We start from the raw sequence: 14,063 nt of genomic DNA on the forward strand, positions 1-14,063 counted from the left end.
TCGAACGCTGTCGAGCCGTCGTTGTCGGACCGTGCCGATTCCTCCCCCGGGCCCGGCCCGGGGGTACCACCGGACCGGGTCCGGAAGAGGTGCTCCCAAAGTCTAATGTTCCGCCGCCGCACGGATTCACCGGACGGTGGCAACTCAGTCACACGAATGGCGCGTCCCCACCGGTCTCCCCACCGTTCCGGACGGACCCGGGCCGGTCACGCGTGAGGGGTACCCCGGGAGGTTCTCCCGGGGTACCCCTGGTGTCCCAGCCGCAGGCCGGGCCGCTGTGCGGCAGGCTCGGAACCCGCCGTCGAGCCGAGCGGACCCGCAGGTCAGCCGCCCCTCGAGGGACTGTCCCGCGGTCTCTCGTCCCGGACGGGTCAGGCCCGCCCGGCGGTCTTCTGCGTCCGCCGGGAGACCGAGTCGATCACCACCGCGGCCAGCAGCACCGCGCCGGTGATCATGTCGCGCAGCGCGGAGCCGGTGCCCAGCAGCGCCATGCCCGAGTTGATCGACTGGATGACCAGCGCGCCCAGCAGCGCCGACCAGGTCTTCCCGCGGCCGCCGAAGAGGCTGGTGCCGCCGATGACGGCTGCGGCGATGCAGTTCATCAGCAGGCTGCCCGCGCCGGAGGACTGGTTGGCCGCGTTGATCTGTGACGCGAAGAACAGTCCGCCGACGGCCGCCATGGTGCCGGCGATCGCGTAGACCGTGATCCGGATCAGCGGCACGTTGATCCCGGCCCGGCCCGCCGCCTCGCTGCTCCCGCCGACGGCGAAGACCTTGCGGCCGTAGCCCGTACGGCGCAGCACGAAGTCACCGAGGACGACCATGCCCAGGAAGATCACCACGGCCAGCGGCAGTCCCCGGTAGGAGTTGAAGACGGCCGCCGCCGCGTAGGCCGGGACCGCCAGGATCACGGTGCGCAGCAGGATCTCGCTCAGCGGGCGGCTGGGGACCTCGGCCGCCTTGCGCCGCCGCGCGTCCAGCAGCGAGAAGGCGAGGAAGGCCAGCACGCAGACGGTGGCCAGGCCCATGGCCGCCGCCTTGTCGGCGAAGTAGTAGTTGGTGAGATGCGCCACCACGCCGTCGCCGTCGAGGTTGATCGTTCCGCTCGGCCCCAGGATCTGGAGCATCAGCCCGTTCCAGCCCAGCAGACCCGCCAGGGTGACCACGAAGGCCGGGACACCGATCCTGGCGAAGAAGAAGCCGTGGACGGCGCCGGCCGCCGTCCCGGTGAGGATGGCCAGCAGGACCGCCAGGACCTCGTTCATCCCGTGGTTGATGTTGAGAACGGCCAGCACCGCCGCGGACATGCCGCTGACCGAACCGACCGACAGGTCGATCTCGCCGAGGATCAGCACGAAGACGATCCCGACGGCGATCAGCCCGGTGCCCGCGCTCTGCACGAACAGGTTGCTGAGGTTGTTCGCGCTCAGGAACGCCGAGTCCTGGAGCTGGAAGACCACGCCGATCACCAGCAGGCCGATGACGACCGGGACCGAGCCCAGCTCGCCGGTCCGCAGCCGGCGCAGCAGGACGTCCAGGTAGCCGCTGAAGCCCTGCTGGCGCACCAGCAGCCGGGGGTCGACGGTGGAGACGTCGGCCGCCGGGGCCGGCGCTCCGCTCGCCCCGTCCTCCGGGGCCTTCGCCATGTCCACGGGCGCGTCGTCGGCCGGCGTGCCGTTCGTGGGGGTGTCGGTGGTCACTGCTGCACCTCCGCCGGGCGCGCGTTCTGGGCGGTACGGGCGTCGCGGCGGGTGACGACGTTGTCGGTCGCCCCGGTGATCGCGGAGACGATCTCCTCCTGGGTGGTCTCGCTCACCGTGTACGTCCCGTTGTTGCGGCCGAGGCGGAGCACCGCGACCCGGTCGCTGACGGCCCGGACGTCCGCCATGTTGTGGCTGATCAGCAGCACTCCCAGATCCCGCTCACGAAGCCGTTCGACCAGGTCGAGGACCTGCGCGGTCTGCTCGACACCGAGCGCCGCGGTGGGCTCGTCGAGGATGACGACGCGGGGCTCGCCCAACAGCGAGCGGGCGATGGCGACGGTCTGCCGCTGCCCGCCGGAGAGCGAGGCGACGGGGACGCGGACGCTGGGGATGCGGATGGAGAGGGTGGAGAGCAGCTCGCGGGCGCGGCGCTCCATCTCCACCTCGTCCAGGATCCCGCGCGGCTTGATCTCGTTGCCGAGGAAGAGGTTCCCGACGACATCGAGGTTGTCGCAGAGCGCAAGGTCCTGGTAGACGGTCGCGATGCCCAGCTCCTGGGCGTCGTGCGGCCGGTCGATCCGGACGGGTTCGCCGTTCCATTCCACCGTGCCCTCGTCGGCCGGGCCGACGCCCGCGATGGCCTTGACCAGGGTGGACTTTCCTGCACCGTTGTCCCCGACGAGTGCGACGACCTCGCCGGGGTGGACCTCCAGCTCGACGTCCGTGAGCGCCTGGACGGCGCCGAACCGCTTGGAGACTCCGCGCAACGCCAGCACGGGCGTAGCGGACACGTGAATCACTCCTTCTGCCCCGGGGCCGTGCCCGGGCCCACCGCCGCGGCGGTGGGCGGGCCGGCCGCCTGAGGGGTTACTTGATGCCCGCCTCGGTGCATGCCTTCTTGAAGTCGGCGGTGCAGATCTCCTTGGCCGTGAAGAATCCGGACTTGCCGACGTACTTCTTGATGTCGTCCTTGGTCAGCGGAAGCGGCGTGACGATCTTCGTCGGGACGCCCTTCTCGGACTGGCTGTCGGTCTTCGAGGAAGCGATCTTGTCCAGGGACTCGCCGCGGGCCAGCGCGACGGCGAACTCCGCGGCCGCCGACGTCTCGGGCACGTAGGGCTTGTAGACGCTCATGAACTGCGAGCCCGCGAGGATCCGCTGCACCGCGTTGAGCTCGGCGTCCTGGCCGGTGACCGGGGGCAGCTTGTCCTTGTCGAAGCCCGCGCGCTTCAGCGCGGTGATGATGCCGCCCGCCATGCCGTCGTTGGCGGAGTAGACGCCGACGATGTTCTTCTTGCCGAGCGAGGAGATGGCGCCCTTCATGTTCTCGTTGGCGTTCTCCGGCTTCCACTCCTTGGTGTCGTACTCCTTGCCGATCTTCACCTTGCCGTCGAGGACGGAGTGGGCGCCGTCCTTGTACATCTTGGCGTTCGGGTCGGTGACGGAGCCGTTCATCATGACGATCTTGCCCTTGTCGGCCTTGTCGCCCAGCTCGTCGAGCAGCGACTGGGCCTGGATTCTGCCGACCCGGGGGTTGTCGACCGAGGTGTAGGCCTTGATCGGGCCCTCGGCCAGCCGGTCGTAGGCGACGACGGGGATGTTGCTGTCGTCGGCCTTCTTCACCGAGCTGGAGATCGACTTGGCGTCCACCGCGTCGACGATCAGCGCGTCGACCTTCTTGGTGATCATCGTCTCGACCTGCTGCTGCTGCAGGTTGGCGTCCTGCTTGGCGTTGGCGTAGAGGACCTTGGTGTCCTTGCCCGCCAGTTCCTTGATCTTCTTGACCATCAGCGGCTTGTCGAACCGCTCGTAGCGGGCCGTCTGGTTCTCGGGCAGCAGCAGCCCGATGGTCAGCGGACCCTTCTTGGACTTGTCGCTGTCCTTGCCGTCCGCCTGGTCCGCACTGCCGCAGGCGGCCGTGCTGAGGGCGAGCGAGAGCGTGATGGTGCCGAGGGCGATGCCGCGCAGCGCTGCGTGCATTTCAGAGACCTCCCTGACGGGGCCGCGGCGGTGCGGCCGGGGTGTCCGGAAGTCAACTCGCAGGGGACCCAGCGGTCAATAAGCTAATACTTAACGAGACGACAACGATGCCATCCGTTGAAGAGAGAAACCCAGAACCCCGCTGTGCGGGGCGCGGGGCGCCCCTCAGGCAGCCGCTGACGCGGCGTCCACCAAGGTGGCGTCGCCCATCTCGTCGAGGACCAGCGCGAGGGCGCCCAACACCTCGGCGCGGCTGTCGAGTTCACCGGGCAGGACCTTCAGCCGACGGGCCGCACTGGGGATGGCGTAGCGCGCGACCGAGTCGCGCACCGGGCCCAGCACCAGGTCCCCCGCCTCCGCGAGATCGCCGCCGAGCACGACCCGCGAGGGGTTGAGAAGGTTGCAGAGGCTGGCGACACCGCTGCCGATGTAGCGGCCGATGTCCGCGACGACCCGGCGGCAGCCCGGGTCGCCGTCCGCCGCCAGCCGCACCACCCGGGCCATGGTCAGATCCGTGCCGTGGCTGGAGTGCAGCAGCGGCAGCACATAGCGGGCCGCGGTGAAGGTCTCCAGGCAGCCGCGGTTGCCGCAGCGGCAGACCGGGCCGGACTCGTCCAGCGTGATGTGCCCGATCTCGCCCGCGGTGCCGCCGGGGCCGCGGTAGATCTGGCCGTTGATCACCAGGCCGGCGCCGACGCCGCTGGCGACCTTGATGTAGGCCAGGTCGCGGGCGCCGTGGCCGGCGCCCCAGACCTGTTCGCCGAGCGCGCCGAGGTTGGCGTCGTTGTCGACGTAGACGGGCACCCCGGTCCGCGCGGCGAGCTCGTCGCGCGGGTTGGTCCCCGCCCAGCCGGGGAGGATGGCGGTGGAGCCGAGCACACCGGTCTCGATGTCGATGGGGCCCGGGACGCCCAGCCCGATGCCGATGACCTTGCCCGGGCTGATGCCGCTCTCCCCCACCAGCCGCCGCACCAGACGCTCGGCGCGGTCGAAGCCCTGCTCGGCGGAGGCGTCCACGTCGATGGGCTCGGCGTCCTCGGCCAGCACGGCGTGCGCCAGGTTGCCGACGGCGACCCGCAGGTGGGAGTGGCCGAAGTCGACCCCGACGACGATCCCGGCGTCGGCGCTCAGCGAGACGGCACGGGCCCGGCGACCGCCCGACGAGGTGGGGGTGACCTCCACGGTCCCGGCGTCCTTGAGCTCACGGACGATGTTGGAGACGGTCGCCGCCGACAGTCCCGTGCCGCGGGCGATCTCCGCCTGGGTGAGCGAACCGGCCATCCGGACCGCCCGTACGACACGCTCGAGATTGGCCCGGTGCAGCGAGGACTGCGACCCCGGAGTCTCCACCACTGTTCACTCCCCGCTTGTCTCCAACATCTGAACCCTTAGCAGAGCCCCGGCGGTTCTTCCCGTCAAGCCCTGCGGGCCGGGCGGAAGGCGGCTGGTGCTCATTTGTGGCTCATCATACGGAGCTGAGCGGGGAGAAAGCGCCGGGTCCCCGGCGGCGGCAGGAGACCCGGGAACAGCCACGGGCGTGCAGAAGTCTATGCCCGCTTTCCGCCCGTGTACGGCGCTCGGCGCAGTCCGCGATGCGGAGGCACCCGCTGCCGGGCCCCGGCCGGTGATCGGATGCTGTTGGTAAATCCGGGGCCTGTACGTGACGTCGGCCTTCAAGACCCGGTTGTGGTCTTGAAGGCCGACGTTGTCGTATGGGGTGGGTGCGGATGTCGATGCAGCCGAAGGGGTCTGGGGAGATCCCGGCGGAGACGGTGCGGGTGGCGCGGGCCGCGTTTCCGAAGGGGAGCCTGGCGATCCGGCTGCGGGACGGACTGGGGCCGTTGTTCACGGATGAGGAGTTCGCGGATCTCTTCCCCGCCCGGGGGCGTCATGCCTGGTCACCGGCCGGACTGGCGCTGGTGTCAGTGTTGCAGTTCGTGGAGGGGCTGACCGACCGGCAGGCCGCGGAGGCGGTGCGGGCGCGGATCGATGTCAAGTACGCGCTCGGCCTGGAACTGGATGATCCGGGCTTCAACTTCTCGGTTCTGTCGGAGTTCAGGGACCGGCTCGCCCAGGCGGACGGCGGACGCCGGGTGCTGGACGGCATCCTGACAGCAGCCCGCGAGAAGGGGCTGGTCAAGAAGGCGGGCCGGGCCCGCACGGACTCCACGCACGTGTTGTCGGCGGCGCGTGACCTGTGCTGGCTGGAGATGGTGGCGGAGACGCTGCGGTCGGCGCTGAACGCGCTGGCGCAGACGGCCCCGGACTGGCTGGCCGGTGTCGCCGAGCCCGACTGGTTCAGGCACTACGCGACGAGGGCCGAGGACAGCCGGTTCCCCACCAGCCGGGCGAAGCGGGACGAGGTCGGGCTACGGATCGGCCTGGACGGAACACGCCTGCTGGCAGCCGTCTTCGCGCCCGGCGCCCCCGACGGTCTCCGCGCCCTCGCCGAGGTGGAGACGCTGCGGCAGATGTGGGTCCAGCACTTCCACCAGGTGGAAGGTGAGGTGAGGCGGCGGGACCCAAAAGACCGCCCGCCGGGCGCGTTGCGCCCGGTCACCCCCTATGACACCGACGCGCGCACCAGCATCAAACGCGATACGGCGTGGGACGGCTACAAGGTCCACCTCACCGAGACCTGCGAACCGGACACCCCGAACCTGATCACGAACGTCGCCACGACGGTGGCCACCGTCTCCGACCGGTCGATGGCCGAGACGATCCACACCCAGCTCACCGCACGGGACTGCACGCCCGGCGAGCACTGGGTAGATGCCGGCTATCCCACCGGTGCCACCCTGATCAGCGCCCGGGACGAGCACGGCATCGCCCTGCACGGGCCGCTCCAGGCCGATAACAGCGCCCAGTCCAGCACGGACAGTGGCTTCGGCCAGGACGCCTTCATCATCGACTGGGGCAGCAAGCAGGCCACCTGCCCCGGCGGCAAGACCAGCATCAACTGGAGCGAACGGCTCTCCCAGACAGGACAGCCCGTGCTGCGGGTCCGGTTCTCCGTGCTTGACTGCCGTCCCTGTCCGGTGCGGCGGGAGTGCATCAACTCGCCCTCCGGCAAGAGCCGTGAGCTGCGACTACGCCATCACGACGAACACCACGCGCTTCAGACGGCCAGAGCCGAGCAGAAGAGCGACGAATGGAAGGAACGCTACAAGGTCCGGGCGGGGGTCGAGGGCACCATCGCCCAGGGCGTTCAGCGCTGCGGCCTGCGCAGATCCCGCTACCGCGGTCTGACGAAGACCAGCCTCCAGCACCAGCTCACCGGCGCCGCGATCAACCTCGCCCGCGTCGACGCCCACCTCACCGGCACCCCACGAGCACGCACCCGCACCAGTCATTTCGCACGACTTCGCCCCGCCGACCAGACGATCGACGGGGCGAAGAAGGCGTAGGCCCCGGATTTACCAACAGCATCCGGTGATCGGCCGGGGCCCGGCGGGGGAAGGGTCACTTCACGGAACCGGCCGTCAGGCCGGAGACCACGTGCCGTTCGATGAAGGCGAACAGGACGATCACCGGGATGATCGCGACGACCGACGCGGCGAACAGGTAGTTCCACTGCACCGTATAGGCGCCGATGAAGTTGTTGATCCCGACGGTGAGCGGCTGTTTGTCCGGCTCGGTGGAGAGCGTCAGCCCCATCACGAACTCGTTCCAGGAGGTGATGAAGGTGAAGATCACCGCGGTCACCACGCCCGGCAGTGCCAGCGGCAGCGTCACCTTGATCATCGCGCCGAAGCGGCTGGTGCCGTCCACCATCGCCGCCTCCTCCAGCTCCGGCGGGATCGACCCGATGTAGGCGGTCAGAATCCACACCGCGAAGGCCAGGTTGAAAGCGGCATTGGTGAGGATCAGCGTCCAGATCGAGTTGAGCATCTCGAGCTGGTGGAACTCCCGGTAGAGCCCCACCAGCAGCGCCGTCGGCTGGAACATCTGGGTGACCAGCACCAGCAGCAGGAACCACTTGCGTCCCCGGAACCGCATCCGCGCCGTGTAGTACGCGGCCGGCAGCGATACCAGTAGCACCAGGATCGTGGCGCCGCCGGAGATCAGCAGCGTGACCTGGAGGTTGTCCCCGAGAGAGGACTCCTTCCAGACGTCGATGAAGTTCGACCAGTTCAGCGTGTCCGGCAGGTAGGTGCGGTCCCGCAGTTCGTCCGCCGGCCGCAGGGCCGTGACGATCATCTCCAGGTACGGCGCCAGGAACAGCGCCGCGAGCAGCCAGGCCACGGCGGTGATCACCAGGGTGCGGGGCCGGAAGGTGCGCTTCGGCGGCCGCGCGGCCGGCTTGCCCGGCCCGGCGGGGCCCCGCTCGGCGGACTCGGGGTCGCGGCCGGGGCCGGCTCCGGCGGTCTGGGTTGCGGTCGCCATCAGTCCTCCTCGTTCCACCGGCTGACCTTCAGGAAGATCAGCACGAGCACGACGACCATTGCGAAGTTGACCACCGACATCGCCGCGGACTCGGCGATGTCCGTCTCCTTCAGCTTGTACATGAACACCGTGGTCGTCGCGGTGTCGCTGCCCGGTCCGCCCTGTGTCATCGCCCAGATGATCGGGAACGAGTTGAAGACGTTGATCAGGTTGATGACCACGCCGACGAGGAAGGCCGGGCGCAGCAGCGGCAGCGTGATGCCCTTGTAGGTCTGCCAGGAACCGGCGCCGTCGATCCGCGCGGCCTCGTAGACGTCGGCCGGGATCGTCTGGAGCCCGGCCAGCAGGGTGTAGGTGGTGAAGGGCAGCGAGACGAAGACCGCCACGAACATCATCCAGGGCCAGGCGGTACCGGCCGACCCCAGCCAGTCCCTGGACGAGTCGATGATGCCCAGGTCGATCATGACGGTATTCAGGACACCGGCCGTCCGGTTGAGCATCCACTTGAAGCCGATCGCCGTCATCAGCACCGAGGCGGCCCAGGGTGCGATGAGGGCCCAGCGGGTGACGCGGCGTCCCGGGAAGTTCTGGTTGAACAGCTGCGCCAGGCACAGCGAGAGCAGCATCGTCACGCCGACGACCACGACGGTCCAGAGCACGGTCCACAGCAGGACGTGCCCGAAGTCGGTCTCGTCGAAGAGCTTCTTGTACTTGTCGGTGCCGGCCGAGCCCCGCACGATCCCCGCGATGCTGATGTTCAGGAACGAGGTCCTGATCAGCTCGATGACGGGCCAGACGACGACAGCGAGAATGAGCAGGACGACAGGGGCGATCCAGGGGAGCGGGCCCAGCCGGGCCAGCCCGCCGCTCGTGCGGCGGACCGGCCGGCCGGACTGCCCTCCCCGTCCCCGGCTCCTGCGGGCCGGGGACGGCGGGGCCTTCATTGACACGGGGTCTCCTTGCGGTACGGAGGTGCTGGGTGGTGCGGGCCGCGGCCTACTTGTCGGCCGCCGCCTCCTCCGCCTTCTTCTGCAGGTCGCCCAGGACCTTCTTCGGGTCCTCCTTGGCCGCCTTGCCGCCGCTCTTCTTGATCTCGGCGGAGACGACGTCCCAGGACGGGTCGCCCAGCGGGTAGAACTTCGCGTTCTGCAGCTCGTCGAAGAAGGGCTTCAGGTCCTCGTGCTTGCCGTTGGACTGCATCGTCTCCAGCGCGTCCTGGGTGACGGGCGGGAAGTTGTACATCTCGTCGAACTTCAGCATCTTCTTCGAGTAGACGAAGTCGAGGAACTTCTTGATCTGCTTCTGCTTGCCGCCGTCCTTGAAGGCCATCATCCAGTCGGCGACGCCGAGCGTGGACTTCAGCGGCCCGTCCTTGCCGGGGATGGTGGTGACGCCGTAGTCGACCTTGCCCTGCTTGGCCATCTGGACGAGGCTCGGGTGGCCGTTGAGCATGCCCGCCTTGCCGGCCGCGAAGTCCGCGAAGGCGGTCTTGCGGTCGGTTGTGCCCGGGTTGGAGTAGGTCAGACCCGGCTTGACCAGGTTGTCCTGCAGCCAGTTGAAAGTCTCGACGTTCTTGGCACTGTCGATGGTGTACTTGCCGCTGCCGTCGGTGTAGCCACCGCCGTTGCCCAGCTCCCACATCATCATCTCGCCCTGGGCCTCCTCGGGGCCCAGGGGCAGCGCGTAGGGGGTGTCGGCGGCCTTGGACTTCTTTATCTTCTCCGCGGCGTCGGCCAGCTCGTCCCAGGTCTTCGGCGGGTTCTTGATGCCCGCCTTCTTGAAGACGTCCTTGTTGTAGAAGAGCACTCGGGAGGAGGAGACCCACGGGATGCCGTACTGGGTGCCGTCCACCTCGCCGGCCTTGGCGAAGGAGGGGATGAGGTTCTTCTGCGTCGCGGGCGAGAGGACCTCGTCGGCCTTGTAGAGCAGGTCGTCGGCGACCTTGTCGGCGTAGCCGCCGGTCTGCAGCAGATCCGGCACGTTGCCGCTCTGAATCATCGTCTTGACCTGCTTGTCGATGTCGTTCCAGTTGATGACCTGGACGTCGACCTTGATGTCCTTGTGCTGCTTCTCGAAGTCCTCGGCCACCTTGTCCCAGTAGATCTTGGAGGCGTTGGACTTCTTGTCGCCGTAGTCGGCGGCCACCAGTTTGATGGTGTTCTTGTCCCCGGAGCCCCCGCTGTCACCGCCGCAGGCGGTCACGCTCAGTGCCATGGCGAGCACTGCGGCACCGGCCGCCGCTGCTCTCTTGTTCATGTTGCTCAACCCTTCGACATCGGTGTCGACTTGCTCGCAGGTGATGCGTCACACTCCGGGCGCGACCCGGACCTCCCGGGCAGCGTCGGTCGAGGAGGCCCCGACCGCTCGGTGAGGTGTTCCCCCGTGCCGCTACGGCGCAGAGACTACTCACGGCATATTCCGCCGCACAGGTCTAGGCCACTTTCGTGGCCAACCTGAAATCACCGCGCCCCACGGAGGATTAGACCTGCCTACTTCAGGGCACCGGCCGTCAGACCCGCCTGCACCTGCCGCTGGAAGACGGCGTAGACCACCAGCACCGGCACCATGGCGATGGTCAGCCCGGCGAACAGGGCTCCCCAGTCTCCCGCGTACCCCTGCGACACCGTCAACGCCGCGAGCCCCTGAGGCAGCACGTAGTTGTTCTCGTCCTCGTTGTTGAGCAGCAGCGGCAGCAGGTACTGGTTCCACTGGCCGAGGAAGTTGAAGATCCCGATGCTCACCAGGCCCGGCTTGGCCATCGGCATCATCACCTGGAAGAACGTCCGGGTGTGCGAGGCCCCGTCGATCATCGCCGCCTCCTGGACCCCGCTGGGCAGCGTCCGGAAGAACGAGGTGAGGAAGAAGGTGGTGAAGGGCAGCGAATAGGCGATGTAGGCGATGATCAGGCCCGGTCGGGTGTCCAGCAGGGACATGTTGTCCATGATCGTGAAGAGCGGGATCAGCGCCAGGATCACCGGGAACATCATGCCGCCCGCGAACAGCAGGAAGACGAACCGGTTGCCGGGGAAGGTGAACCGGGCGATGACGTAGGCCGCCATCGAGCCCAGCAGCATGGTGCCGGTCAGCGAGCCCGCCAGGATGATCACCGAGTTGAACGCGTACCGGCCGATCTTCGCCTCGGTCCAGGCGTGCGCGAAGTTCTGCCAGTGGAGCGAGGTCGGCAGGCCCATCGGGTCGTTGAGGAAGTCCGCGGTGGGGCGGAAGGCCGTCAGCGCCACCCAGATCAGCGGACCGGCCGCCATCACCACCCAGGCGATCAGGAAGGCGTGCGAGAAGACGTTCAGCACGCCGCTCTCGCCGCGCCCCGGGCCGGAGCGCGCCGCGTCCCCGGCGGCCTGCGGGGAGGGCGCGACGGGTTCCTCCGCCCGGTCGGTGACGGCGTCGGTGGACATCGGTTCGGCACTCATCGCTTCGCTTCCCCGCTTCTCAGTACTCGATCTGGTCACGGCGCCCGACCCGCATCACGATCAGCGTGAAGACCATGCTGAGGACGAGGAGCACCACGCCGATGGCCGTGGCATAGCCGAACTGCCCCTCCCGGAACCGCTCGTAGAGGTAGACCGGGGTCACCTTCAGCGCATGCGGCGGCACCATGATCAGCACGACCGCGAAGGCGTCCAGGGCCTGGATGCCCATGTAGATCCAGCCGGTGCGCACGGTGTCCCAGATCAGCGGCAGGGTGACCCGGAAGAAGGTGGCGGCGCGCCCGGCGCCGTCCAGCAGGGCGGCCTCGTAGATGTCCTTGGGGATGGCGCCCATGGCGGCCGAGAAGAGCACCACGTAGAAGCCGACGAAGCTCCAGGCGATCACCGCCATGGTCGAGAAGAGGGCGAGCTTGTAGTCACCGCCGAGCCAGCGCTGTTCGAGTCCCTCCAGTCCGACGGAGCCGAGCAGGCCGTTGAGCAGGCCGCTGCGGGAGCTGTAGACCTGCTGCCACACCACGGCGATCAGTGCGATGGACAGCACCTGCGGGAAGAAGTAGACGATCTTGTAGAGCGAGGAGCCCGCCACGCCCGAGACCGCCCGCCCTCTGCGGTGCCGTCCACCCGCGGTGATCATGTAGGCGAAGAAGATGCCCAGCGCCAGGGTGACCAGTGGAACGACGACCAGCAGCAGCAGACTGGACTGCAAGGAGGCCCAGAACCGCTCGTCGTTCCACATCTTCACGTAGTTGTCGAAGCCGACGAAGTTCGCCGTGGCACCACCCGCCCAGTCCGTGAACGAGTAGTAGATCGCCTGGAGGAACGGGGAGATGACGAAGACCGCGTAGAAGGCCAGCGGCAGGGCCAGAAAGCCCACGATGAAGCGGTACTTGTCCAACGTGCGGTATCTGCGGTCGTTGCGCACCCGCTCGGGGGTGAACCGGGGCGGCAGGACGACGGCCAGCGCGAAGGCCGCTCCCCCGCCCGTCCGGGTCCGCCCGACGGGCCGCTCACCGCTCGTCTGCCCGCCCGTGGCCGGCCGTGTCTCAGTCTTCACGCCGCTCCGCTTCTCCCCGGGGCCGTGTCCGCCGCCCGGTCGCTCAGGACTTCTTGATCTTCGTGACGTCGGGGTCCTCGGCGGTGCGGTCGGCGGCCTTCTGCATCGCGCTCATGGCCTCCTTCACCGACGTCTCGCCATTCATGAACTTGCCCACGACGGCGTCGAAGTCCACCCGCCACAGGTCGGCGTACCACTCCTTGAAGAAGGCGATCACGATGTTGTCGTCCGCGGCCTTGACGGCCTGCTGCGCGCTCTCCACCCCCGGCGGCAGCTTCATCCCGTCGATGGCGCCCTTGACCACGGGCATCGAGGAGACCTCGCGGAAGAGGTTCACCGCGGCCTTCTTGCTGTACATCATCCGCATCCACTCCAGCCCGCCCCGCCGGTTCGAGGCCTTGGCCGGGATGATGTAGGGCTCGCCGGGCGGCGCGTAGAGGGTGCCGAAGGGCATGGCGTCGCCCTTGTCGAGCGAGGGCGTCGCGCCGACCCGCATCTCGAAGTCCTTGGGAGTGGTGTCCTTCGCCTCGTTCTCCACCCAGGAGCCGTCCGGGATGAAGACGGCCTTGCCCTTCGTCCAGGCGGTCTGCGCCTCGATGTGGGCGTTCTTGCCGTCGAATCCGGTCAGCACGTACTTCTTGGCGAGCAGTTCCTCATACGCTTCGAAGACCTGCTTGACCGCGTCGGTCTTCCAGGCGTTCGGCTCCAGATAGTCGAAGGCGTCGAGCTGCTCGCGCCCGCCCGCCTGGCCGAACATGGCGTACATGCTGAAGAACATGTAGCGCGGGTGGCCCGCCGGGTACGTCCAGCCGTGCAGCCCCTTCTTCTTGGCCTTCTTGCAGAGGGCCAGCATGTCGTCCCAGGTCTTGGGGTATTCGGTCTCCAGCGTGTCGCGGAGCATCGTGTCCGAATACCAGATGCCGTACACGGTCTGGGCGATGTTGAGCTGGTAGCAGGCTTCGCCGCCGAACTGGCCCATCTCCACGACGCCGGGCACCAGGGTGTCGCGCACCTTGACGTCCGGGTCGTCCCAGCTCGGCGCGTCGAGCAGTTCGGTGACGTCGCTGACCTGCTTGTTCTGGACCAGCTTCGAGATCGACATCATCTCGGCGCCGGAGTTGTTGACCACGTCCGGCGGGTCGCCCTTGATGATCCGCGGCTGGACCTGGGTGGCGATGCGTTCGGTCCGCTTCTGGTCGACCTCGGCCTTGGTGTACTGCTTTTCGTACATGTCGCTGACGAAGCGCGCGTACTTGTCGTCGTATCCGCCGTTGAAGACGTAGACCTGCAGTCCGGCGTCCTTCTTGACGCCGAGCGGATTCTTGTCCGTCTTCTCGCCCTTTTCCGCCTTGGTGTCCTCACTGCCACCGGTGGCGCAGGACGTCAGTGAACCGAGGGCCGGCACGGCGATCAGTCCGGCCGCGGTGGCCTTGACGATGTCGCGACGGTTGACGCTGTTGGTTCCCATGCTCAAGTCCTCGCCTTCTCCAGGAC

The 14,063-nt window shown here is 68.1% G+C and carries 11 protein-coding genes; 1 reads left to right on the forward strand and 10 read right to left on the reverse strand.

Features of this window, described 5'->3' with window-relative positions; translation table 11 throughout:
- Positions 1 to 371 precede the first annotated feature (371 nt).
- From P2424_RS21225 to P2424_RS21240, 4 genes are all read right to left on the reverse strand, one after another.
- Positions 372 to 1,646 carry a sugar ABC transporter permease gene (locus tag P2424_RS21225; RefSeq protein ID WP_276479059.1) on the reverse strand — a complete coding sequence of 425 codons (1,275 nt, stop codon included), beginning with the start codon at positions 1,644 to 1,646 and terminating at the stop codon, positions 372 to 374.
- Positions 1,647 to 1,696: 50 nt separating this feature from the next.
- Positions 1,697 to 2,503 carry an ATP-binding cassette domain-containing protein gene (locus P2424_RS21230; protein WP_276477342.1) on the reverse strand — a complete coding sequence of 269 codons (807 nt, stop codon included), beginning with the start codon at positions 2,501 to 2,503 and terminating at the stop codon, positions 1,697 to 1,699.
- A gap of 67 nt (positions 2,504 to 2,570) precedes the next feature.
- Positions 2,571 to 3,683, reverse strand: a complete 1,113-nt coding sequence (locus tag P2424_RS21235; RefSeq protein WP_074999910.1) for a substrate-binding domain-containing protein — start codon at positions 3,681 to 3,683, stop codon at positions 2,571 to 2,573.
- Positions 3,684 to 3,848: 165 nt separating this feature from the next.
- Positions 3,849 to 5,033 (reverse strand): ROK family transcriptional regulator, encoded by a 1,185-nt coding sequence (locus P2424_RS21240; protein ID WP_276479060.1) that lies wholly within the window; start codon positions 5,031 to 5,033, stop codon positions 3,849 to 3,851.
- A 377-nt stretch (positions 5,034 to 5,410) separates the two neighbouring features.
- Here P2424_RS21240 and P2424_RS21245 point away from each other — a divergent pair, with 377 nt between their 5' ends.
- The gene (locus tag P2424_RS21245; protein WP_276474614.1) at positions 5,411 to 7,090 is read left to right on the forward strand and encodes an IS1182 family transposase; all 1,680 of its coding nucleotides are present in this window, start codon (positions 5,411 to 5,413) and stop codon (positions 7,088 to 7,090) included.
- Positions 7,091 to 7,145: 55 nt separating this feature from the next.
- Here P2424_RS21245 and P2424_RS21250 read toward each other — a convergent pair whose 3' ends face one another.
- From P2424_RS21250 to ngcE, 6 genes are all read right to left on the reverse strand, one after another.
- Positions 7,146 to 8,069, reverse strand: coding sequence for a carbohydrate ABC transporter permease (locus P2424_RS21250; protein WP_276477343.1), 924 nt, complete (start codon positions 8,067 to 8,069; stop codon positions 7,146 to 7,148).
- Positions 8,069 to 9,013 carry a sugar ABC transporter permease gene (locus P2424_RS21255; RefSeq protein WP_276479061.1) on the reverse strand — a complete coding sequence of 315 codons (945 nt, stop codon included), beginning with the start codon at positions 9,011 to 9,013 and terminating at the stop codon, positions 8,069 to 8,071. The genes P2424_RS21250 and P2424_RS21255 overlap by 1 nt, the downstream gene beginning before the upstream one ends.
- Positions 9,014 to 9,065: 52 nt before the next feature.
- Complete coding sequence (locus P2424_RS21260; protein ID WP_276477344.1) at positions 9,066 to 10,325, reverse strand: extracellular solute-binding protein; 1,260 nt, start codon at positions 10,323 to 10,325, stop codon at positions 9,066 to 9,068.
- 233 nt (positions 10,326 to 10,558) lie between these two features.
- A complete protein-coding gene (locus P2424_RS21265; protein WP_276477345.1) occupies positions 10,559 to 11,497 on the reverse strand; it encodes a carbohydrate ABC transporter permease in 939 nt (312 codons plus the stop codon).
- Positions 11,498 to 11,516: 19 nt separating this feature from the next.
- Positions 11,517 to 12,437, reverse strand: a complete 921-nt coding sequence (locus P2424_RS21270; protein WP_276479062.1) for a sugar ABC transporter permease — start codon at positions 12,435 to 12,437, stop codon at positions 11,517 to 11,519.
- Positions 12,438 to 12,612: 175 nt separating this feature from the next.
- Positions 12,613 to 14,037, reverse strand: coding sequence for an N-acetylglucosamine/diacetylchitobiose ABC transporter substrate-binding protein (ngcE, locus tag P2424_RS21275; RefSeq protein ID WP_276477346.1), 1,425 nt, complete (start codon positions 14,035 to 14,037; stop codon positions 12,613 to 12,615).
- Positions 14,038 to 14,063 lie beyond the last annotated feature (26 nt).

Source organism: Streptomyces sp. WMMB303 (assembly GCF_029351045.1).
Taxonomy (GTDB): Bacteria; Actinomycetota; Actinomycetes; order Streptomycetales; family Streptomycetaceae; genus Streptomyces.